Annotated in this window: 18 protein-coding genes; 10 read left to right on the forward strand and 8 right to left on the reverse strand. The window is 48.2% G+C overall.

Annotated elements, in window-relative coordinates; translation table 11 throughout:
• Positions 1-63: 63 nt before the first annotated feature.
• Positions 64-855, reverse strand: a complete 792-nt coding sequence (locus tag ABEW34_RS06145) for a GH12 family glycosyl hydrolase domain-containing protein (RefSeq protein WP_430155972.1) — start codon at positions 853-855, stop codon at positions 64-66.
• 254 nt (positions 856-1,109) lie between these two features.
• On the opposite strand from ABEW34_RS06145, the gene ABEW34_RS06150 reads away from it, so the two are divergent.
• Positions 1,110-2,198 (forward strand): pentapeptide repeat-containing protein, encoded by a 1,089-nt coding sequence (locus ABEW34_RS06150; RefSeq protein WP_430155974.1) that lies wholly within the window; start codon positions 1,110-1,112, stop codon positions 2,196-2,198.
• 103 nt (positions 2,199-2,301) lie between these two features.
• Here ABEW34_RS06150 and ABEW34_RS06155 read toward each other — a convergent pair whose 3' ends face one another.
• Positions 2,302-2,913 carry a YczE/YyaS/YitT family protein gene (locus ABEW34_RS06155; RefSeq protein WP_430155977.1) on the reverse strand — a complete coding sequence of 204 codons (612 nt, stop codon included), beginning with the start codon at positions 2,911-2,913 and terminating at the stop codon, positions 2,302-2,304.
• The gene (locus tag ABEW34_RS06160; protein ID WP_430155980.1) at positions 2,910-3,383 is read right to left on the reverse strand and encodes a GNAT family N-acetyltransferase; all 474 of its coding nucleotides are present in this window, start codon (positions 3,381-3,383) and stop codon (positions 2,910-2,912) included. The genes ABEW34_RS06155 and ABEW34_RS06160 overlap by 4 nt, the downstream gene beginning before the upstream one ends.
• Before the next feature lie 117 nt (positions 3,384-3,500).
• Here ABEW34_RS06160 and ABEW34_RS06165 point away from each other — a divergent pair, with 117 nt between their 5' ends.
• Genes ABEW34_RS06165 through ABEW34_RS06175 form a run of 3 tightly spaced genes read left to right on the forward strand, consistent with a single transcriptional unit; the run spans position 3,501 to position 5,582 of the window.
• The gene (locus ABEW34_RS06165; RefSeq protein ID WP_430155982.1) at positions 3,501-3,953 is read left to right on the forward strand and encodes a MarR family winged helix-turn-helix transcriptional regulator; all 453 of its coding nucleotides are present in this window, start codon (positions 3,501-3,503) and stop codon (positions 3,951-3,953) included.
• Between the two features lie 22 nt (positions 3,954-3,975).
• Positions 3,976-4,629, forward strand: coding sequence for an RNA polymerase sigma factor (locus tag ABEW34_RS06170; protein WP_430155985.1), 654 nt, complete (start codon positions 3,976-3,978; stop codon positions 4,627-4,629).
• A complete protein-coding gene (locus ABEW34_RS06175; protein ID WP_430155987.1) occupies positions 4,590-5,582 on the forward strand; it encodes a hypothetical protein in 993 nt (330 codons plus the stop codon). Before ABEW34_RS06170 ends, ABEW34_RS06175 begins: the two co-directional genes overlap by 40 nt.
• Before the next feature lie 81 nt (positions 5,583-5,663).
• On the opposite strand, the gene ABEW34_RS06180 is transcribed toward ABEW34_RS06175, so the two are convergent.
• From ABEW34_RS06180 to ABEW34_RS06190, 3 genes are all read right to left on the reverse strand, one after another.
• Positions 5,664-5,828, reverse strand: coding sequence for a hypothetical protein (locus ABEW34_RS06180; protein WP_430155989.1), 165 nt, complete (start codon positions 5,826-5,828; stop codon positions 5,664-5,666).
• A gap of 109 nt (positions 5,829-5,937) precedes the next feature.
• Entirely contained in the window at positions 5,938-6,357 is a 420-nt protein-coding gene (locus ABEW34_RS06185) for a hypothetical protein (RefSeq protein ID WP_430155991.1), read from the reverse strand.
• Positions 6,358-6,599: 242 nt separating this feature from the next.
• Entirely contained in the window at positions 6,600-7,886 is a 1,287-nt protein-coding gene (locus ABEW34_RS06190; protein WP_430155993.1) for an XRE family transcriptional regulator, read from the reverse strand.
• Positions 7,887-8,054: 168 nt separating this feature from the next.
• Between ABEW34_RS06190 and ABEW34_RS06195 the strand changes: the two genes are divergently transcribed.
• Positions 8,055-10,130, forward strand: a complete 2,076-nt coding sequence (locus tag ABEW34_RS06195) for an endo-1,4-beta-xylanase (RefSeq protein ID WP_430155995.1) — start codon at positions 8,055-8,057, stop codon at positions 10,128-10,130.
• A gap of 23 nt (positions 10,131-10,153) precedes the next feature.
• Here the strand turns inward: ABEW34_RS06195 and ABEW34_RS06200 are convergent, their stop codons facing one another.
• Together ABEW34_RS06200 and ABEW34_RS06205 are read right to left on the reverse strand one after the other, a co-directional pair.
• Complete coding sequence (locus ABEW34_RS06200) at positions 10,154-10,678, reverse strand: DUF2062 domain-containing protein (RefSeq protein WP_430155997.1); 525 nt, start codon at positions 10,676-10,678, stop codon at positions 10,154-10,156.
• A gap of 180 nt (positions 10,679-10,858) precedes the next feature.
• Positions 10,859-11,533, reverse strand: a complete 675-nt coding sequence (locus tag ABEW34_RS06205) for a stalk domain-containing protein (protein ID WP_056030985.1) — start codon at positions 11,531-11,533, stop codon at positions 10,859-10,861.
• Positions 11,534-11,776: 243 nt separating this feature from the next.
• Between ABEW34_RS06205 and ABEW34_RS06210 the strand changes: the two genes are divergently transcribed.
• From ABEW34_RS06210 to ABEW34_RS06230, 5 genes are all read left to right on the forward strand, one after another.
• Positions 11,777-12,094 carry a Dabb family protein gene (locus ABEW34_RS06210; protein ID WP_430155998.1) on the forward strand — a complete coding sequence of 106 codons (318 nt, stop codon included), beginning with the start codon at positions 11,777-11,779 and terminating at the stop codon, positions 12,092-12,094.
• A gap of 15 nt (positions 12,095-12,109) precedes the next feature.
• Positions 12,110-12,934: a TerC family protein gene (locus tag ABEW34_RS06215; RefSeq protein ID WP_430156000.1), complete on the forward strand. Its 825-nt coding sequence runs from the start codon at positions 12,110-12,112 to the stop codon at positions 12,932-12,934.
• A gap of 225 nt (positions 12,935-13,159) precedes the next feature.
• Complete coding sequence (locus ABEW34_RS06220) at positions 13,160-13,825, forward strand: bifunctional 2-keto-4-hydroxyglutarate aldolase/2-keto-3-deoxy-6-phosphogluconate aldolase (protein ID WP_046232188.1); 666 nt, start codon at positions 13,160-13,162, stop codon at positions 13,823-13,825.
• Positions 13,826-14,018: 193 nt separating this feature from the next.
• Complete coding sequence (gene fumC, locus ABEW34_RS06225; protein WP_430156002.1) at positions 14,019-15,404, forward strand: class II fumarate hydratase; 1,386 nt, start codon at positions 14,019-14,021, stop codon at positions 15,402-15,404.
• Between the two features lie 627 nt (positions 15,405-16,031).
• Positions 16,032-23,264 (forward strand): 5'-nucleotidase C-terminal domain-containing protein, encoded by a 7,233-nt coding sequence (locus ABEW34_RS06230; protein ID WP_430156005.1) that lies wholly within the window; start codon positions 16,032-16,034, stop codon positions 23,262-23,264.
• The last annotated feature ends 15 nt before the right edge of the window (positions 23,265-23,279 follow it).

Below are 23,279 nucleotides of genomic sequence, written 5' to 3' on the forward strand. Positions count from 1 at the left end.
AAATGGCCCTCTTCGCCGTATTAGGGGGGACGAGAGAGCCGCTTGCTCGTTCTATAATAAAGGTTATTGAACGTTTGCGTAGAAGTTCGAATAATTAAGTTGGCCGCTGCCATTCGTAATTTCGGTGCCATATTCTATGCTGCTGACGTAGCGGGTTGTTGGGAAATAGCTTTTGCCAACGAGATAATCGGTAAAATTTTTCACATTGATTGTGAAATTATCCGTCTGCGTCCGTTTGAGGAAGGAATAAACCCACCATTGATGTACCCCGTTATCGGTAATTTCCCCGCGATAAACGTCGTAGCCTTGTCCGCCTACGGAAACGTTGGATGCTACGAGCCCGCCAATCGGTCCAACCCCGCTTGTCCAGCGGTTCCAAATCATAATTTCCTCCGTTGGCTTGCTGCTCCATGTTGCCGTTCCCGTGCTGTGCAGCCAAATATCATAGGCATTGTTATATTGGCCATTCGTGGCAGGATCAATCGAATAGGCTACACCGCTGTTAATCGCTTTATTGTCAGAGAGCCGCGTCGGCAGCCCGCTGCCCGGCGTGTAGCCCTCTGTCCAGTGCCAGCCGCTCACAATCGAAGGGTAAGCTTTCACGCCGCCTGTCGATGTCGGCCAATTCCACACATAACCAAAGTTCGTATTGCTGTTATGATATACGGTCTGCCACCAACCGGAAATCCCCGAGCTGCCCCAAGAGTTGTTAAATAAATAATATTTATTGTTGTTAAAATTTAGTTTGGCGTAAGGTGTGGAGTCGGATGCGGCATAAGCGGAAGCAGGTACTAGGGTGAGCATAGCGGCTATCATCATCAAAATGAACGATCTGTTGCGAGGCTTGTTCTTCAATTAAATCCCTCCATTATCGATCTAGTGAAGCGCTTTCATTTAGTATTTTAGCAATATATGGAGGGAGGAAACACCCCGAAAATTAGTGATTTAATCATACTATTTTTAGGGTAACTGTTAATATGAGGTATCCTTGAAAAAAGAAAATTTGAAGTTTATTGGGCATTTTGCCCTAAAAACTAAAGTTTTCCCGCACGAAATCCGAAGTTAATTATAGGGTGGAATTCCTTGTTATTGGAAGGATGCGTGTGAAGATGAATAACAAGAATATCGTGCAATATTTTTATGAGCATCAATTTCTCCCGGCGCTGGACCAGAAGATGGCTGCGATTGAAGAAGAGCTTCAGTATCATCAGGAGAAATGGATCAATCAGTTTTTGGAAACCTTCAAGCGTATATGCTTGCGAATTAGGGAGATGCAGGAGTCGGATCAAAAAGGCCCGATTTCGCTTATCCATTTTTGCTTGCTGCGCAGGTCGATGATGGATCATTCCTGTTATTTCATTGAAGCGTATTCGGAAAGATGGTATGAGAACTCGGCGCCGCTGTTTGAGGAATATGATGCCGCTTGGCTATATCACTCGCTGCCGGCGTTTATACAGGAAATGACCAAATCGTACGAGGGATACGGGGAATGTGCCAAGTCTACGGAATTTGAAGCGATGATGCTGAAAGCGGTGGGCTGTTATCATTTATTTGCGGTTGCGCTGCTGCGGGCAGCGATGCCGGAAGCCATTATGCTGGAGGAATACAAGTCTATAAAGCGAGAGCTCGCTTTGCGTATCAGCATTGGCGAATATACAGATCTTAGCGAGGATGTGCTGGTCGATTATCAAGGCTTGCAGGATGTGAAGGAAATTCGCAGGCGGCTGGAAGAGAGCAAAGCTAGCAGCATTGCTTATGGATGCTACCGTAATTTAAAGCTGCCCCAGGTGCGAGCGGAATCGAATGATTTGCGGTATGCGGATTTTAGTGGCAGCGATCTGCAGGGGAGCCGCTTTCAGCGCTGCGATCTGATGGGTACGAGATGGAATGGCTGCCTTGCACCCGAGTCGGATTTTCGATATTCTTCGCTGCCGGAAGCAGATTTTCGCCATGCCGATTTGCGCGGAGCCGTGTTTGATTACGTGCGCGGCCATGAGCCGAGAGATCATCGGAGGCCAGGAATGATGGGCGTGCGTTTCGATCATGCAGATCTGGAAGGGGCGAGCTTCATTGGGGCGACCTTTGGCCGGACAAGCTTTGAAGGAGCAAATCTTCAGCATGCGTTATTTTCCCGTCAAATAAAAGATAGCTACAGCTTTTCAGATGAACAGATTCATAGCATACGGTGGGTTGATTAAGCGAGCATGGGAGGGAATTCATAAGCTAACAGAAATAAACAAAGCCTTGAGGCGCAGCATATGCGCTTCTAGGCTTTTTGTTTTAAAGAATCGTGAAAAAAGCTTATTGGCTAGAGCTGCCGCTCCTGTGAGCTGGAATCAGCTTTGCTGCATACGGCATAAAAAACTGCAGGATTATACCGCCTAGGCAGACGGTTAATAGCGTTCCAATCCCTATGGGCCCATGAAATAGAAAGGCCATTAATAAGAAAAAGAGCTGAATCAACGTTCGGGAAAGCAGAATGCCCATGCCGCTCATATCCCGAATCAGAAGCATTAAGCGATCCATAGGAATGGGCGCAACCTGCGTCTGCAAATAACAGGCAATGCCTGCTCCAACGATCAGTAAGCCGAATCCCAGAAACAGCAGCCTGCTTAGCCACATCTCCGGCTGGCTGAAGGCTTGCAGCACATAAAGCCATAGATCGATGCCGAGGCCGGCAATAAAAGCGGTAAGCAAGCCTTTAAATTCGGGCCTTGTGTTGGATAATAGCGAGTTGCCGCCAACCATGATAAGAGCAATAATAATTTCCCAGCTGCCCACCGTAAGCCCGATCTGGTTAGCCAGGCCGACCAGAAGCGCATCAAACGGCGATGCTCCAAAGCCCGATTCAATCGTGAGGGCGATGCCCAGAGACATCATTAAAATGCCTGTCGCATAAAAGAAATATTTCACTCTATCCCATCTTTTCCTGAGCCCTCAGCAGCTAATACTTTTACCATTAATACATGCGGAATCCCGTCCTCCATAAATAGATCCGATACGGTTTCATAGCCGAGCTTATGATAAAAGCCTTCTGCTTGCTGCTGTCCATGCAATTTGAATCGAACATATCCGAGCTCCGTGGCTATTTCCTCTAACGTATGAACGATCACTTTTCCCAGCCCAAATTTCCGGTACGGGGGCAAAATACAGATGCGCTCAAGCTTGGCAAATCCATCTACCGTTCTTAAACGCCCAGTTCCGGCTGGTTTTTCGTTATAATAAACTAAAATATGCTGCACGCGATTCTTCAGCGCATCAAAATCGTCGAATTCATCAAATTCATCCTGCATGGGAGTGCCTTGCTCTTCGACAAATACTTGCTGGCGGATTTGCAGTGCAATGGTTAAATCAGCTTGCGTTTGTATAATGCTTGAATACAACTGCCTCAGTCCTTTTCTGTATAGGTATAACTGCTAGCTTTAAAGCTTTTTAATAGTATAAATGAAATCAATTTTGTTGTAAATGCAACAAAATGAAGATAAGGGGTAGTGATAACCATGAAAGACATTCTTCGTGAAATCGGCATGATTGCTCGGGCTTTGGATTCCATTAGCAACATTGAATTTAAACAATTTGATCTGACAAAAGGGCAGTATTTATATGTAGTGCGCATTTGTGAAAATCCGGGCATCATCCAAGAAAAGCTGGCGGAAATGATTAAGGTCGATCGTACGACTGCTGCCCGGGCTATTCAGAGGCTGGAGGAGCAGGGCTTTATCGAGAAAAAAGAGGACGACAGCAATAAAAAAATTAAAAAATTGTTTCCGACAGAAAAAGGCGAAGCCATTTATCCATTCCTCAAGCGCGAAGGGGAGCATTCCAATGCGGTTGCATTGGCTGGATTTTCAACGGAAGAGGCGGATAACATCCTGCAGCTTCTTCAGCGGGCGAGAAAAAATATTGAAGTGGATTGGGAATTTGTGAAAAAAGGAAACAAACGTAAATATTAATGCAGCTTGCGGTCACCTTTCTTTGGCGCCAGGTGTTATAGAGAGTATACAAACCAAGAAGGAGGTGCTCACGACGCATTATAATCAATTGGAAGCATCGGAGCTGGAACGGCTAATCAGTGCTGTTCAAGCAGGGGAGACGGAACATTACGCTGCGATCGTACAAGCCTTTCAGCAGCCGCTTTATCATTATTGCTGGCGGATGCTGGCGAATCGGCAGGACGCAGAGGATGCGGTTCAAGATATTTTTGTCAAAGCGTATGAGGCAATAGCGGGATATGCGCCCAAGGTGCATTTTTCGGCGTGGCTGTACCGCATTGCCTATCATCATTGCCTGAATTTGCTGCGAAGGCGGCGTTTGCAAAAGCAGTGGCTGCGTTTGTTTCGTCCGAGCGAGATGACGGCTGCAAGCGCGGAAGAGGAGCTGGACAATCGGCTGTATACGCCTGCGCTTGCGGCAGCACTTGCAGCATTGTCGCTGGAGGAGCGGAATTTGCTTATTTTGCGAGTGTTTGAGGAAAAATCGTATGCAGAGCTTGGAATAATTATGGAAAAAAAACCGGATGCGCTGAAAAAGAGGATGAGCCGCATTAAGCAAAAGATTAAACAGCAGCTGCAAAATAAGGGGGAAGAGGCATGGAGCGAATCCGCTTCGATCATGAATACAACGATATAACGAACAGAGCCGCAGCAAATGGAGGACTTCCAGCTATCGATGTCACTGAAGCGGTGATGAAGCGAATTGCAGGGGAAGCTGCGTCAGGCAGGAAGGGACAAACGCCCTTCATGCGCCCCGTAATGAAGCGTACGACGGCATTCAGCGGAGCGCTTATGCTGCTGCTCTTGCTATCGGTCAGTGCCTATGCGGCAAGCCAGTATATTGAAATTCGCAATGCGGCTGGCGAAATCAAGGTGAAGACGATCGATGAAATAACGCCGCAAACAGACAGCGCAGAAGATAGCGCAGACAACAAGGCGTACCAAAACTATTTAAATAAAGCCCAAAAATTTGCCAAGCCGGGCGAGCTGGTTGCTTTTTATGTGTTAGGTACTGATGATCTAGCACACTACACATATAAGGAACAGCCGCTAACCAATTATGAAACCTTCAAGCAGGAGGCGGAACGAACGAACGCGCAGCAGCTGCCGCAGACCATTAACGGCTACAGCTTTATTTCCGGCAAAATAGCTCCCCGTCTGCTTATTACGGATGCAGATAAGCAGACGGCCGCTTATAAACAAGCGTTGTTGGATCTTAAGCAATTAGCCGCTGCTGGAACAAAAGGGAAGAAGCTGTTCATGCAGACTGTGCCATGGCGTGAAGCGAGTGTGGTGAGCGGCAAGTACACCAAAGGGCACTACAAGTTTAATCTGACTCAAATACCTCTTGATGGCGGAGAAATGCATCTGCCTCTGGATTCCAAGCAAAAAACTGAACAGATTCAGGTTGGAGAAACAGCGGTCATATATACTATGCGTACCATTAATGAGAAGATCGGTGTTCAATACGCCCAATGGTATGACGAAAGCAAGGATGCCATTTATATGCTTACAGATCAAGGAAATAAGGGCTTGAGCAAAAAAGAGCTGCTGGCGCTGGCTGGCGATTGGATTAAGGTGCTTAAATAGGCTTTGATTTAGTAGCCGAACGTTTGCTTTAAATCAGCGGCTTCTGTTGGCAGGGCGAGGACGATTTTAGACCATAATCTCCTACGTCCTGATCACTTGAGATGTCCCCCCATCGGCCTTCGTAATCACCAGATCCAGCCGCAGCTTGAGCTTCCCGTTCGGCGTGCTGCCGAGCGGAGTCGCATCCTGCACTTTGGCATAGGCGTGTTCACCGCTGCGCGATACTTCGAGTAGCTCGGCGGACACGTCTTGTTTGATTAGCTGCTCATTTATATAAACGCCCGTTTGCATAGCGCTTGTGACAAGTCCGACGGCAGGTTCGCCGTTTATTCGCGGGTTTCCCCTTCATCCTTTTTTAAGGCGCCAGCAAGCCCATATAAATCAGCTCGGAAGGATTAGCGGGATTTTGGCCAAGCCCAATTTGATCGCCGGGGCGTGGGATTTGCAGCTTGGAGACGAGGGTTTCCATCGTTTTCTGATAGCTGCGTCCGTCTGGTTCGGTGACGTTAAGCGCAAGAATGACAATCGGATCGTAGTTTACGAGCTTGCCCGTATCCGTTATCGAAAGCACGGTCGCAGTTGCGGCTACAGGTATTGCTCCAGTGGACGTCATATGCGCCTGCTTGGCTTGATTGAGGCTTTGATTTATCATGTCACGATGCTCCTTAGGGACAAAGCCTTTCATCATCATGCCGGTGAGCCCCTTGTTAAGCTTCTTATCCGCATACTCCAAAGCCTCTTCTTTGCTTTTCTTCTTTCCGAATAAGTTAAACATAACAACACCTCGTTTTCATCGTATTTTGTAGCTTAATTTAAGTATGAGGCAGACTGGAAATCCTTTCAATACAATCCGCCACATGTAAACAAATCTTAAAAAATGAAGCTTGAGCAGCGAGAATGGGTCGTTTTTTTGTGCCGGAAGAGGCTTTATGCAAAAAAATAGACGGTTTCGGCGCTTCAATGTGCCTCATCGCCCATTGTTTTGCGGCATTCGCTGCGGATGCCCTCTTGTTTCGCCTATTTATTTCGCAATAAATAGACCAATTTGCGGTAATACAGCGCTGATTCCTTGTAGCGGCGACTGTCTTCCGAGGCGACAGCGAGCGTTTCATAAAGCGGCTCCAAGCGCACCGACTGCTGGGTTTGCTCGAAATAGGGCAGGCAGGATAAGGCGGCCTCTATAAAGGCTTCCTTTCTATCGCTTGACAAGGCAAGCTGGCTTTCATAAAAAACGGCGGTCATTTGCTGATCCTCCGTCAGAGAGCAGCTGGCAAGCAAGGTAAGTCCTTGCGAGAGCAGACCCCAGTTTTTGGAGGTGTAGGCCACCTCGCAGCGATAGATCAGTAGAAGCGGCGCAAGCAGCTGCTTCATCTCGTCCGTTTCCTGCTGCGCGAGTTCTTCAAAGCGTGCGATTTCATCGGATGCTTTATCCAGCTCGCCAAGCTGCGTCAGCATAATGATGCGATTATTCATAATGGACGGAAACAGGTCGCCAGGGCTAGGCGTATAGACGAGATGGGCTTCCGCCATCGACAAAGCGAGCAGAGCTTCCTCATAACGTCCCATCGCAAAGCAGCAGCCGCTGTAGGCCAGATGCTGGCCGGATAATCGATGATACAGCCGTTCGCTGTACACATACTGCATCGTTTGCTCATAAATCGCTTTAGCCGATTCATATTGCTTGCTGTAAACAGAGGCTTCCATTAAAAAGTTTTGCACCGTTAACCAAATTTCCGAGCCTTGTTCCACAAGTGCGCTTAAACGCTGGCTATTATTTAATGCTTCAAAATATTGATTTTTGGAGCGGTAATGCTGAATCTTATACAAAAATAGCGCCTTCTTGAGCGGAATGGGCAAATCCGGGTCGTCCTCGCGTCCAAACTTCTCTAAATAATAGTGAAGATAAGTACGGTGAATATATTCATAAGCATCGCCATTATTTATCTGCTGATAATAGACGGCTTTCATTAAAGCGGTAGTCAGCTCAATCGTCAGCGCGTCATTTTTGTCATCAAGCTCATTGACATCAGCCTCAGCCAGTGCTGGAACAGGCTGCGACAGCCGGGTGAAAATCTCCTCAGCGCGCTCAAGCGTGACCTCATCCTGCAAGGCGGCTTGAGTTAAATACTCGGGCGAGACGGAAAGGCGGGCAGCAATCAGCTTAGCCAAATCGTCGGCAAACGGATAACGCTCCGCCAAAATATTGGCGAAATGCGCTTGAGTCACCAGCCCCTCGACCAGATCCTTGCGCGCTAAGCTGCGTTTTTTACATAGAAACTCAACCCGTTCTTTTAGCAAATTCATCCTCCTCAGGTTAATAATCTTTCATCTAGCCCATCTGGTTGCATCATTTATCTTATAATAGTAACTTACCCCAAGCTCCAAGGGGAATAACCCGATGCTAAGGAGCTGTGAGGAAATGAGCGGTGCTTTTTTTCGTCGCAGTCTCTAACGACTAGAAGGAGGAAAAAAATGCAGTTCAAAAAACGAATATTGGCTTCATGGATGGTGATGTCGCTTTTTATAGGCGCGGCCATTCCCTTCTCCAATGCTGTCATTGCGGACAAGGTTCCACAGCTTGTACTCGACAGCGATTTTGAAGACGGCAGCCTGCAGGGCTGGAAAGCCAGAATCGGACACGAGAAGCTTAGCCTCAGCAAGCAGGAGGCGAACACCGGCAGCGGGAGCATGCTGGTAGAGGGGCGAAAGCGTACCTATAATGGCCCCATGCTCGATCTTAGGAAGCAGCTGCTCCCTAATAAAGAATATGAAATATCGGCTTATATTAAGCTGAAGGAAAAGCCAGCCAAGGATATAACGATGCAATTGACCGTTTATAAAAATTCGGGAGCGGCAAGCTGGAGCCCGCTGAAGCAAATGACAATCAAGAAGGAGGAATGGCAGCAGTGGCATGAGCTCAAGGGAACGTTTCTTCATGGAGACACCCCATCCGAGCTGAAGCTGTACCTGGAAACGCCATACATAACGGATGATACAGTTGATACGACAGCTTTCTATGTGGATGATGTATCGATTGCGGTTATTTCTGACATGGCGATAGAGGACGATATTCCGGCAATAAAGGAGGTTTATAAAGACGATTTTACGATTGGAGCGGCGGTATATCCGTGGCAAATGGAAGGCATTTATGGCGATTTGCTCATAAAGCATTTTAACAGCTTAACCGCAACCTACGAGATGAAGCCGAAATTTCTGGCACCGAAGCAGGGGCAATATGCATTCGCAGCAGCGGATCGTTACGTCCGATTTGCCCAGGCGAATGATATGGTAGTGCGCGGCCATGCGCTCATCTGGCATACGGATGCGGCGGAATGGATGTATTGGGACAATAATGGCAAGCCTGCTAGCCGAACGCTGGCGCTATCGCGCATGAAGCAATATATCGAGAAGGTCATGAAGCGCTATAAGGGCAAGGTGTATGCATGGGATGTCGTGAATGAGGCGATTGCGGACACCGGTGGGGATAAAAACGGGCTTCGCCAAACGTCATGGTATAACACGATAGGACCGGATTACATTGACAAAGCGTTTGAGTTTGCTCGCGCCGCTGATCCGTCCGCCAAGCTTTATTACAATGATTATGGCACGGAAACGCCGCAGAAGCGGCAGGAAATCTATCAGCTGCTTAAGCGGCTTAAGAGCAAAGGACTGATTGACGGCGTAGGGCTGCAATCCCATTATAAGCTGGAGTCGCCATCGACGCAGGAGATCGAGAAAACGATCAAGCTGTATTCCGGACTTGGCTTGGACATTCAAATTACAGAGCTGGATATCGATACCCGGATCAGCTTCGGCACATCAATACCGGAGGCGATTGCGGTACAGCAGGCCTACCGTTACAAGGAGCTGCTGGAGCTTTATAAAAAATACAGCAAATCGATCTCATCTGTCACCTTCTGGGGTGTGCAGGATGAGAAGACGTACAACAATCAGGCGCTTTTATTTGATACGGAGCTGCAAGCCAAGCCAGCTTATTGGGGAGTGGCAGATTCGTCCCAGCTGCCGTCAGATCCACAAAGCCGGACGGTTGCCTTGAGGGCTTCGCCAAGAGTGCAGCAGTCAGCTGATCCCATTTGGGATCAAGCGGTCTCCTCTCAGCTTACGCAATTGGGCAGCGAGAAGACGAGCTTTAAGACGCTATGGGATGGGACAAATCTTTATGTGCAGGTCATTGTAGCGGACAAATCCCGCGATGACGCTGATCAGGTAGAACTGTATGTTCGGGAAGATGGGCAGGAGGGCAGCGAAAATGCACAAGAAGCAAGACGGCTGATTTTCCCCCGTCTGAATAAACAGAAGGGCAGCTATTCTTATGTAACCAGAGCGCTTGCCACTGGCTATATGGTGGAAACGGTCATTCCTTGGCAAGCGGTCAAGGGCTCAAATGGCCGGGAAATTGGTTTTGAAGTGAAAATCATAGATGGATCGTCCGGCGCAAGCGGGCCAATTTATTGGAACGACAGCGCTTGGCCGAGCGATTCAGTGGGCAAGCTGGGAGCGATCTGGCTGGCGGATATGCCGAAATAAGGCTGAACCCGCCAGCGGTGTTCTTAACCAGCAGATAGACTGCGGCGAACGCCTTTGCCTTGGCTTTTGAGCTTGGTAATTAGAGTGGGTCTATAGCGATTGAGGATAAAGCGGATGACAAAATAGCCGATTAAGGAAAACACAATGCTGTTGACGATAGAGCCAATCAGAAAATTCATGCCCAAATGGCCGAAGGAAGCAAAATGTCCCGCCTTATGCGTTATCGGTGGCGCGAGTGCCATATGCGCGGGGTGATTGGCGGCCGGAGCGCCAACGAGGCGATTCAGCCAAAATCCGACTTTATAATTCAAATAAAACAGTCCCGGCCAAGTAAAAGAGCCGATCGTCGAAAAAATAACGCAGGCGGCCAGATTGCCGCGAAGCAGCCGAGTGAGCAGGAGGGAGATCGGCAGTCCGACGATGAAAGTCGGAAACCAGCAGTGCAGAAACCCCAGTACGCTGCCAAGCGCTACGACATGGTCGCTTTTTTTTATACGGAGCAGGCGCAAGCCATAATATTTAAATTTTCGCAGCATTTTTGTTCTCACGATGAACGGCTCCCAGCTGTATATGATGAAAGTATCATAACATATTCGTGGGGGGGAACAAAGGCGGATACTGCTTCTGCCGGCTGCGTCCACGCCAAAAAGAGACAAAAAAGCAGCATAACGGGAAACAAGCCTCTAAATACGCTGCATTAGCGCATTCAGAGGCTTGTTTATGACCTTTTATTTATAATAGGATGTTGTGAGCGGAACAAATACAGCTCCGTCCTCTTTGGCATCGGCATAAACATACAGCTGGTTTGCGCCGCCGATGTCCACTTCAACCGTGACGAGGCCATCGGCCACGTTAATTTCTGTCGTTTTCAAAATCGTATCCGTACCCGTGTCCTTCACCGTTAATTTGCCCAGGTCTTGCCCAACGGCTGCGATTTGAAGATACAGCTTTTGGTACTTTTTCTTAGGCTCCAAAATAAACGAGCTTGAACGGGAGCTTTCGGCATTATCGAAAAGGGCTTCCTTATAATCTTTGCCGTTATAGGTTGTTTGCGCAGAATCTTTCGTGCGGTACGTATTGGTGGTCAAGGAGCTTGAGATGGAAACGCCTTCTACTTTTTCACCAAGCTGAATCAATTGCGTCTTGCCGTCATAGTCAACCGCAACGCCAAGCGCATCGGAAATCGATCTAACTGGAAGATAGGTTGTGCCTTTATAGCTAATCGGAACCACGGTATTATTATTGCCATCCCGCAGCTGCACAGGCTTGCCATCCACCTTAAAGGCAATGTCTTTATTCAAATAAGCTTTAATTTCTTGCAGTTTTGTTGCGCCGTAAGCACCCGTTGCCATGCTTGCAACAATCGTCGTGCCAAGAACTACAGCTATCGTGAGCTTTTTCAAAATAGGCCACTCTCCTGTTCTGGTTTGAAAAAATGGTCGTACGTATATCTAATGCCTGGAAATGCTTACCCTATTATAGGTGCGATGCAACAGAGGGACAAGCCCGCTGGGACTATTTTCCTCTAAAAATAAGTCTCTAGAAATGGATTTGTTTTTGAAACGCGATCCGTACATGCCACGTACAAGGAAGGAGAAATGTGGTTAATAGGTATAGAAACGTAAGCATGATAAGGAGGAGAAAAAATGTCAGGTGTTTGGATTCAGCATTCGGTTATTTTTAGCTTGAAGCACGCGGAGGGCTCCGATGAGGAGCAGCGCTTTCTGGAGGATGGACGCACCATTTTGAGTTCGATTCCGGTCGTTCGCGATTTCGAGGTATATTTGCAGGTAAGCCCTAAAAACGATTATCGTTTCGGCTTTTCCATGGTATTCCAAAGCAATGAGGATTATGAAGCTTATAATGTGCATCCGCTGCATGTGAAGTTTGTCGAGGAGCGCTGGGTTGCGGAAGTAGAGAAGTTTCTGGAAATCGATTACCAGAAACACGTCACGGTCGTTTAGAAGGAGGAGTCAACGTTGGAATTGCTGTTGGAATATGGCTGGGTATTAGTGGTCTTGGTTGTTCTGGAAGGTTTGCTGGCAGCAGATAATGCGCTCGTGCTAGCTGTAATGGTTAAACATCTTGATGAGAAAAGCCGGAAGAAGGCGCTGTTTTACGGATTGTTCGGCGCATTTATTTTCCGTCTAGCCTCCTTGTTCGTTATCTCTCTGCTTGTGAATGTATGGCAAATTCAGGCACTCGGCGCGCTGTATCTGTTATTTATTTCAATAAGCAATATCATCAAGTTTTTACGAAGGTCCAAAGAGGCCGAAGAGGAAGAGGAGACAGAGGAGCAGAAGGAGAAGAAAAACTCCAAAGCTGGCTTCTGGTGGACGGTTCTGAAGGTTGAAATCGCCGATATCGCCTTTGCGATCGATTCTATTCTGGCGGCGGTGGCGCTGGCAGTGGCCTTGCCTCCAAGCGGTCTGATGCAAATCGGCGGCATGGACGGCGGACAGTTTATCGTTATTTTCCTCGGCGGTTTTATCGGGCTTGTCATTATGCGTTTCGCGGCGAACTATTTCGTGAAGCTGCTTCATTCCCGTCCCGCGCTTGAGCTGACGGCATTCGTTATCGTCGGCTGGGTCGGCGTTAAGCTGGCCGTGCATACGATGGCGCATCCATCCATCCACTGGCTGTCGCATGATTTTGTAGAAGGCTCTGTATGGAAAGCGACCTTCTACATCGTACTCGTCCTGATTGCTGTAGTTGGCTGGTTCTTGTCGGGCCGCAGCAAGGTGGAAGGCGAGCATGGAGATGGAGCGGGTAAAGCCGCAAGCTTGGATAAACATACGGGCTAATCAAATGACATAAACCGTTTAATAAATAAATGAATAAATAAATGAATAAATAAATGAACCAAGGGAGCCATCAACACAGCTTTATGCTGTGAGGTGGCTCTTTTATTCCGCATAATTTGACAATTGCCTGTCATGCATTGCCGAGTGGACGAGAAAGGCATATAATTAAAACGGCAAACATCGTACTTTTTCGTACAAATATGAACATTAGGGGAGGCTGTACTTGTGAAGAAAATCAAGGTGCTTCAACAAATTGTAGATGCTGGCGTCGTTGCTGTACTTCGCGCTGATTCGCCGGAGGAAGTTGTAGAAATGTCCCGCCATGCGATAAAAGGTGGGATTAAAGCGATTGAAATTACGCTGACCGTACCATTTGCGCTGCGTGCGATTGAGCAGCTCAGCAAGGAATATTCGGTAGATGCGGACCCGCAATCGGATCAATTTGCCATTATCGGAGTGGGAACGGTGCTTGATCCAGAATCGGCACGCGCGGCGATTTTGAGCGGCGCGGAATTTGTCGTTTCCCCGGCACTTAACCCTGATACTATAAAGCTATGCCATCGTTATGCCATTCCGGTTATGCCGGGCACGATGACCGTTAACGAAATTCAACATGCGCTGGAGCTGGGTGTTGATGTTGTGAAGCTATTCCCTGGCAATCTGTATTCGCCAAGTGTTATTCCTTCAATTAAAGGGCCTTTGCCGCAAGCAAATGTTATGCCGACTGGCGGCGTATCGCTGGATAATCTCGGCGAATGGGTAAAAGCGGGCGCGGTTGCTGTTGGCATTGGCTCCGATTTGACGAAGGAAGCTGTGAAGACAGGCGATTACACCTTGATTGAGGCAAAAGCACGTGCTTATATGGAAGCTTACCGCAGCGCTAAGCGCTAAATTTCCCGTTCGGCCGCTGCTTTTTATGTAAGCGCATTAGCGAAAAGCGGCGGAAAGCAGCCATTGCAAGGCGAGAGGGCAGCCTTATCGCAAGCGATTAAGGTGCTTTTGGCTCATTTGGATGGCGAAAGCTGTTTGCGTTTGATAAAGTAGTAGTAGGTTGTTCAAGATTTTGAAGGAGGCTACTTAAAAGATGGAATATCGGATTGAGAAGGACACAATGGGTGAAATTCAGGTTCCTGCGGACAAGCTGTGGGGCGCTCAAACGCAGCGCAGCTTGCAAAACTTCAAAATCAGCGGAGAGCGGATGCCGATTGAGGTCGTTCATGCTATGGCTATTATCAAGAAAGCCGCAGCTATCGCCAATGAGAAGCTGGGCGTGCTGGATGCAGAGAAATCTGCGGTTATCGGTGAAGCGGTAGATGAAATTTTGACTGGCCGCTGGGATGAGCATTTCCCACTCGTCGTTTGGCAGACGGGCAGCGGTACGCAAACGAATATGAACGTCAATGAAGTTGTAGCGCATCGCGCCAATCAACTGCTTGAGGAGCGCGGCAGCGCCGTTCGCATTCATCCAAATGATGATGTTAACCGCTCCCAAAGCTCGAATGATACGTTCCCTGCGGCGCTGCATATTGCTGGCGTAGTAGCGGTGGAGCAGCGCCTGATTCCGGCTATTGATGTGCTGGCAAGAACGCTGCAGGACAAGGCGGAGCGTTTCAACGATATTGTGAAAATCGGCCGTACGCATTTGCAGGACGCGACTCCGATTACACTTGGCCAAGAAATTAGCGGCTGGTACGCCATGCTGGTTAAAACTCGCAAAATGATCGTGCAAAGCGTAGACGAAATGCGCGAGCTGGCGCTTGGCGGCACAGCGGTAGGTACTGGCCTTAACGCGCATCCGGATTTCGCGGTGCAGGTAGCGGAGGAAGTGACGACGCTTACGGGCAAAACGTTTATTACAGCAGAAAATAAATTCCACTCGCTAACGAGCCATGACCAAATCGTCTATACACACGGTGCTGTTAAGGCGCTGGCGGCTGATTTGATGAAAATCGCCAATGACGTTAGATGGCTGGCAAGCGGTCCACGCTGCGGAATTGGCGAAATCTCGATTCCTGAAAATGAACCGGGCAGCTCGATTATGCCAGGCAAAGTTAACCCGACGCAAAGCGAAGCGATTACGATGGCGGTCTGCCAAGTGATCGGCAACGATGCAACGATTGCTTTTGCAGCAAGCCAGGGCAATTTTGAGCTGAACGTATTTAAGCCGGTTATCATTTACAATTTCCTGCAATCCGTTGCTTTGATGGCGGATGGCATGATTTCCTTTAATGACAACTGTGCGGTGGGCATTGAGCCGAACGAAGCCGTGATCAAGCGCAATCTCGATCAATCGCTTATGCTCGTAACAGCGCTTAACCCGCATATCGGTTATGAGAATGCAGCAGCCATTGCGAAAAACGCGCATAAAAAAGGGCTGACGCTGAAAGAATCGGCAATTGCGAGCGGCCTCTTGACGTCCGAGCAGTTCGACGAATTTGTGAAGCCGGAAGCGATGATTGGCAAACGCTGAGCCAGTGACGCAGCAGCAAGTGCTGCACGGTTCTTGCTAGCGGTACGATAAAACTTAAATAGGTATAAAATTTAGCCTCTAGTGTCCTAAGAAGTATAGGATGCCAGGGGCTTTTTTCTATGGAATAGCAGCCTAGCATTTATAAATTTGCTCCTATCTATAGTCTTCCTCCCAAAATAGAGGATGGAAAATAGGGTGAACAATTGATCCTCAACATATCGAACATTTGATCAAACGAGGAAAGCGATAAGTGAAATGTTAAGATATTATATTCATTTTTGCGACCGAATGTAAAGGGAATGTAAATTTAGATAACAATTAAAGATAGCTTAACAATATTTTTTTGTCAAAATGTTTACAATAGGCCCACTCTACTTTATATTAAATATTAAATAGATAGAAAAAGGTTTCTTTTTTTCATTGATTCATAATAATATGAAATTTTGATAAGGAGTTGATGAATGAAAAATGCACAAATAGCAAATTTGTTGTGGATTTTTCTTATTTTTATCTGATTTATTGCACGAAATGACAACAAATATCGACAAAATGATCTTAATGTAATATGTATGTGAGGAAAAAGAACTATCTATGGAACTAACCTAGGTAAAAGGGAGAGATTGTCTTATGAGACGAAAGTTTCAGGCATTCAAGCGGCCGATAAGTGTATTTTTGGCTGTTATTTTGCTTGTGGGAACGGTATTGGGTGGTTATGGCACGCCGGTACAAGCAGCTGTCAGCAATGACAATATTGTCATTTCACAAGTGTATGGGGGCGGAGGCAATGGAGGCGCGCCACTCAAACAGGACTTTATAGAATTATACAATCCAACCAATTCACCGATTTCCCTCGCGGGATGGAGCGTGCAATACGCTTCGGCTGCAGGAGCTTTTACAACGAATATACACAATTTAAGCGGAACAATTGCCGCTAAAGGCTATTTCCTTATTCAAGAGGCGGCGGGAACAAGCACGACGGCTGCTGATCTGGAATCGCCAGATGCAATTGGTACGCTTAATATGGGTGGTACCGCTGGTAAAGTTAGACTGCTTAATGCAAGCAGCGCAGTGATAGATCTAGTTGCTTACGGTTCAACAGCGACTGGTGGAGAAGGTGCTCCAACTGGCGATCTGGGTGCTGCATTAGCAGCTATCCGCAAAGCGCTAAATCCGGGTGACCGTGCGCTGGATACGGATAACAATAACGCAGACTTTACAGTAGCTGCTCCAAGCCCTAGAAATTCTTCTTACGGCGCGGTTGCAAGCGTAACGGCTAGTCCAGCGGCGGGCGAGGTTCCAGCAGGAACATATGTAACCTTGTCTACAGCAACGGTAGGGTATAGCGTTTATTACAGCGTCTACAGCCCGGATGCTCCGGTTGCTCCGGAAAATTTTGCAGCTTATGCGTCTCCTATTGAAGTTACAGCTCCAATGACGATTCATGCGTATGTGAAAAATGCAGAAGGCATGATTAGCGGCCTGACTGAATTTGCCTATACGCTTGCGAACCTTACACCGGTTGCGATTTCGGATGTGCGAAGCGCGGCAGTAGGCTCTAAGCTTGTGACGCATGGGACGGTTTCCCATCGTACAGAATCTGGCGGCAAAGTAAATCTGTTTGTTCAGGATGCCACTTCTGCTGTCGTCGTTAGAGGCACGGATTCAGGTGCGCAGCCAGGCGATGACGTTGAAGTTTATGGTCAAACCTCGCTGTACAATGGCATGCTGCAGCTGGACACGGATCTGGTTACAGGCGGTTATGTGACAGTTAACGGTCAGAGTGCGGTTCCTGGGCCAACGGTCATTACTTCGACGGCTTTTGGCACGGGTGATGCGGTTCGCAATTTGTCCGAAGGCCGTCTGGTGCAAATCAATGATATTACGATCAAACGTGCGGCAAGCGGCGTGTTTTATGCAACGGATGCTGCCAGCAGCCAGGAAATTGCGATTTATTCCTCGGATGCGGCCTTTGCTCTGAACAAAACGTTTGAGCAAGTAACGGGCGTAATGACGTATTACACGGGTGTTGGTATGGAGCTTGTTCCAAGAAGCTCTTCCGATATCGTAGAGCGCAAGCTGTCTGTAAATGCCAGCGTACCTTCCGGCGGTATTGCCACGGGTGGAACGGTTGCGCTCAGCACGCTGATGGACGGCGGCGTCATTCATTTTACGACGGATGGCACTACGCCGACAGCGGCAAGCATGGTCTACAGTGCGCCAATTGTCATTAATGCAGATACAACGATTAAAGCAATTGTAGTGGCGGGTGCCGACACGAGCTCTGTATATACACTCGAGTATACGGTGCTGCAAAACACAAACGGCATCAAGATTCATACGATTCAAGGCAAAACCCATCGTTCTATTTATGAAAATGTAGCGGTAACCAATGTTTCCGGTGTCGTTACATCGGTAAGCACAAGCAGCTTCTACATGCAGGAGCCAGATAGCAGCATCGATAGCGATCCTGCTACTTCAGAAGCGATTCAAGTGTATAAAGCGGCTCACGGCGTTGCCATAGGAGATGTGGTAACGGTAGATGGCACAGTTGTCGAGTATGGCACGAGCCCGGCTCTGACCGTTACGCAAATTACAGCTACAACTGTTACGAAGGGACTTCCTTCGCAGCCATTGCCTTCGCCAATTGTTATTGGTACAAATGGACGTATCGTACCGAACGCCATTGATACCGACAGCTTTGGAGCGTTTAATCCCGATGGCGATGCGATTGATTTCTTCGAAAGCCTGGAAGGCATGCGCATCCAGTTGAATGATGCCCGCATTACTGGCCCTTATGCCAACTCGGTTACGCCAGTGACTTTCGACAATGGCGCTAACAATCCGATCAAAACCGATGCAGGCGGCATTGTGCTTACAGGTGATGGCACGCAGCCATTCGACAGCAGCCTGAATCCGCAAAAAATGTATATCGCGGCTAAGCCGGCCGGTCAGGATATTAAAACAGGCGACCAATTTAATGGTCCGATTACAGGTGTATTGAATTATACGAGCAATTTGTTCAAGCTCATTCCGGATGGCTCATTGCCAGCTATTACGTATTCTTCCCGTGCACAGGGTGTTGCGTCCACGGTAGCTGCGGCTGACAAGCTGACGATTGCTACGTTCAACGTAGAAAATTTCAGCAGCAGCCAGACAGCTAAAGCTGGAAAAATCGGCGGCATTATCGTAAACAACCTCAAAACGCCTGACATTATTGGGCTTATGGAGGTTCAGGATAATAATGGCGAAACAAACAATGGCGTTACGGATGCGAGCCAAAGCTTCCAAGCGTTAATCGACGCTGTTGTTGCCAAAGGCGGCCCGACTTATGCTTACACGGACATTGCTCCGGTAGACGGGTTGGACGGCGGAGCTCCGGGTGGTAACATCCGCGTGGGGTTCTTGTACAATACAGCGCGCGTAACCCTTGCGGCTGGAACGAAAGGCGACTCGACAACTGCTGTACAGGTGAAAGGCGATGGCAGCCTGTCTGTGAACCCGGGCCGAATCAGCCCAACGGATGCAGCCTTTAATGCTTCACGCAAACCGCTTGCGGCTGAATTTAATTTCCAAGGCAAACGCGTTGTAGTCATTGCAAATCACTTTAATTCCAAAGGCGGAGACGGCATTCCTTGGGGAACGATCCAGCCGGTTATCCGCAGCAGCGAAACACAGCGTGCTCTGCAAGCTGGAATTGTAAATTCCTTCGTATCGCAGCTTGTGGCTAACGATCCGAATGTAAATGTAGCCGTACTTGGCGATTTGAATGACTTCCAGTTCTCGAAGACACTTGATATTTTGAAGAAGGACGCTTTGACTAATCTGGTTGATACAATGCCAGAGAAGGATCGTTATTCTTATATTTACGATGGCAACTCCCAGACGCTTGACCACATTTTGGTTAATGATGCTTTGAAAGACTATTCCGATATTGAAGTCGTCCATGTCAACGCAGACTTTACGGATTCAATGGGACGCGTGAGTGACCATGATCCGCTGCTTGCCCAGCTTGATCTTGGCAGCAAGCCGGTAGTTGGCAACGATAATTTCTCGCTGCGTGTATTGCACATGAATGATACACATGCACATCTGGACAATATGGCACGCCGTGTAACAGCAATCAACAGCTTGCGCGATAATAACACGCTGCTGCTTGATGCAGGCGATGTTTTCTCGGGTACGCTTTATTTCAATCAGTTCAAGGGTCTTGCTGATCTGTGGTTCATGAACTATCTAAACTATGATGCCATGACCTTCGGCAATCATGAGTTTGATAAAGATGCAGCGACGCTTGCTGCTTTCGTTAGAGGCGCGAATTTCCCATTCGTAAGCGCGAATGTGAATTTTAGCGGCGAAGCGGAGCTCAGCAGCCAGTTCGTCAATAGTATTCCACAAGTGAATGGTACGGCGAATGATGCTAAAATCTATCCGGCTATCATAAAAGTGGTGAATGGCGAGAAGGTTGGTATTTTCGGTTTGACGACACCGGATACGGCGCTGCTTGCTTCACCTGGCGGCGTGACGTTTAACGACGTTAAAGCTAGCGCGGAAGCAACGGTTGCGCAGCTGGAGTCGGTGGGCATCAACAAAATTATTGCTTTGTCGCATATTGGCTATACCGAGGATCAGAAGCTAGCGGCTGCGGTAGACGGCATTGATATTATTGTCGGCGGCCATTCTCATACGCAGCTGAATGCCCCTGCTGTATACCGCAAGGATGCTAATGCAGCGGCGACGCTGATCGTACAGACTGGCGAGTACGGCGTAAACTTGGGCCAACTGGACGTTGAGTTCGATGCGGCTGGTAAGCTTAAAGTATGGGACGGCAAGCTGGTCAATGTTGATCAGCAAGTGAACGCTCAGTATGTGTTTGCTGCTGACCCGACTGCTGCTGCTAAGGTAGCGGAGTACAATGCACCTCTAACTGTGCTTAAGCAAACAGTAGTAGGTAAGACGAATGTGGCGCTTGATGGCCTTCGAAAAAACGTACGTAGACAGGAAACAAATCTAGGTAACCTGATTGCGGACGGCATGCTGGACAAGGTGAAAAATAGTGCGCTGATCGATAAAACAGGCATTGCTGGTTATGTAACAATTCAAAACGCAGGCGGTATCCGCGATTCCATCCCTGCTGGCGACATTACGCTTGGCCATTTGCTGACGGTTATGCCATTCGGCAACAACCTGACGGCGCTGAAAATGACGGGTGCGGAAATTATTGCTGCACTGGAAAATGGCGTTAGCGGTTCTACGCCGACGTCGGAAGAAGGCAGATTCCCGCAAGTAGCGGGCATGCGTTTCTATTATGACATGACGAAGCAACCGGAAATTTATAATTCCGTTACTGGTCAAATCACGCAAGTTGGTGAGCGGGTTTTGAAGGTGCAAGTTTTGAACGATAAGGGCGAATATGTTGATATTGACGAAAATGCCTACTATGTCGTTGCGACGAACTCGTTCATGGCAAACGGCGGCGACTTCTATCTGTCGATGAAGGCAGCCAAGGATGCTGGACGCTTCTATGAATTGAACTTCGTAGATTATGAAGTGTTTAATGAATATTTGAGTAAAATCGGCACGGTCAACATCGGCGTAGAGGGACGTATTGCCAACGTGCAAGGCATATTCGATCTGCGAGTCCTGCATACGAATGATACACATGCCCACCTGGACAATGCTCCTCGCCGATTAACGGCGATCAAGCAGTTAAGAAATGATAATACCCTGCTTTTAGATGCAGGCGATGTGTTCTCGGGCACGCTTTACTTCAACCAATTCAAAGGTTTGGCGGATCAGTGGTTCATGAACAAAATGGGCTATGACGCTATGACTTTTGGAAATCATGAGTTTGACAAGGATGCGGCAACGCTGGCTGCATTCATATCCGGGGCAGAATTTCCTTTCGTTAGCGCAAACGTTGATTTTAGCGGCGAGGCTGAACTGGGATCCCTGTTCACGCAAGGAATTAAGACGATATCGGATGACTCGGGGAACGGTAAAATATCTCCGGCTATCATTAAAGAGATCGATGGCGAGAAGGTTGGTATTTTCGGTCTGACGACGCCGGACACGGTATTGCTTGCATCACCGGGCAAAGTCACCTTCAAGGATGCGGTAGCAAGCGCGCAAGCGACAATCACAGCTCTTGAGCAAGAAGGTGTGAATAAAATCATTGCCCTGTCGCATTTGGGCTACACAGAGGATCAGAAGCTTGCAGCAAGTGTGGAGGGGCTGGATATTATCGTGGGCGGCCACTCCCATACGCAGCTGAACTCACCGACTGTATACCGTAAAACGGCCGATGCAGCCGCTACGCTCATCGTGCAAACTGGTGAGTATGGCGTGTATCTGGGCAAGCTGGATGTGATGTTTGACAATCAAGGCAAGCTGATAGTTTGGGATGGCAAGCTGGTCAACGTGGATCAGCAAGTAAATTCTCAATATGTATTTGCTAACGATCCTGAAGCTGCGGCTAAGCTTGCTGAATTTAAGGCTCCGCTTGATGAACTGCGCAGTACTGTAGTCGGCAAGACAGACGTCGCGCTTGATGGTCTTCGCAAAAACGTACGCAGACAGGAAACGAACCTAGGTAACCTGATTGCGGACGGCATGCTGGACAAGGTGAAAAATAGCCCATTGGTCGACAAAACAGGCATCGCCGGTTATGTGACGATTCAAAATGCAGGCGGTATCCGCGATTCCATCCCTGCTGGCGACATTACACTTGGTCATTTGCTGACCGTTATGCCTTTCGGCAACAACCTGACGGCGCTGAAAATGACAGGTGAAGAAATTACTGCGGCTCTCGAAAATGGCGTCAGCGGCTCTACGCCGACGTCGGAGGAAGGCAGATTCCCACAAGTTGCGGGTATGCGCTATACTTTCGATTCCACGAAGAAGCCTGAAATCTACAACTCGGTTACTGGTGTTGTGACACAACAAGGCGAGCGAATCGTAAAAGTAGAAGTGCTGAATGAGCAAGGCGAGTACGTAGCAATTGATCCAAATGCGTATTACATTGTAGCGACAAACTCATTCATGGCAAACGGCGGTGACTTCTACCTTTCTATGAAGGCGGCGAAGGATGCTGGACGCTTCTACGAAATGAATTTAGTTGATTATGAAGTATTTAACGATTATTTAGCGAAAATCGGTACAGTAGATATCGGTATTCAAGGAAGAATTACTGATTTGTTAGGCTCTGGAAATCCGGGCACAGGAAATCCTGGCACGAGCAATCCGGGAACAAGCACACCTAGCCCGAGCCCAACGCCTTCTGTATCCCCAAGTCCAGATCCGAGCCCGACGCCAACCCCAGTTGTGCTTAAGGACGTAGCAGGACACTGGGCAGAGCAGTCGATTAAGCAGGCGGTAGAGCAAGGAATTGTAAAAGGATTCTCCGACGGTACGTTCCGTCCAGAAGCGAATGCGACTCGTGCAGAGTTTGTAACGATGGTAAGCCGTGCATTTAAGCTGGAAGCTGCAACGACAGTGCCGAATTTCCGCGATGCGGATGCAATTCCGGTATGGGCACGCTCTTTCGTAGCACAGCTGTTAGAAGCGGGACTCATTAGCGGTTATGCGGACAATACGTTCCGACCAAGCAATCCATTGACCCGAATTGAAATGACGGCCATTATGGTACGTGCACTAGACCTTCCGGTAGATCCGGCTGCAAAGGTAGATTTTGCCGATGCGAGTGAAATTCCGGCTTGGGCAGTTCCTTATGTAGCTGCGGCAGCCAAAGCAGGCATTGTACAGGGGGCGAACAATAAGTTCAATCCAAATGCTAAGGCAACGAGGGCTGAGGTTGTCACCTTGCTGCTGAATGCAACGAAATACGCTGAAGCAAGCAAATAAGTAAAAGGCAGTTCA

It is taken from the genome of Paenibacillus algorifonticola, assembly GCF_050481745.1.
In the GTDB taxonomy this organism is placed as follows: domain Bacteria; phylum Bacillota; class Bacilli; order Paenibacillales; family Paenibacillaceae; genus Pristimantibacillus; species Pristimantibacillus algorifonticola_A.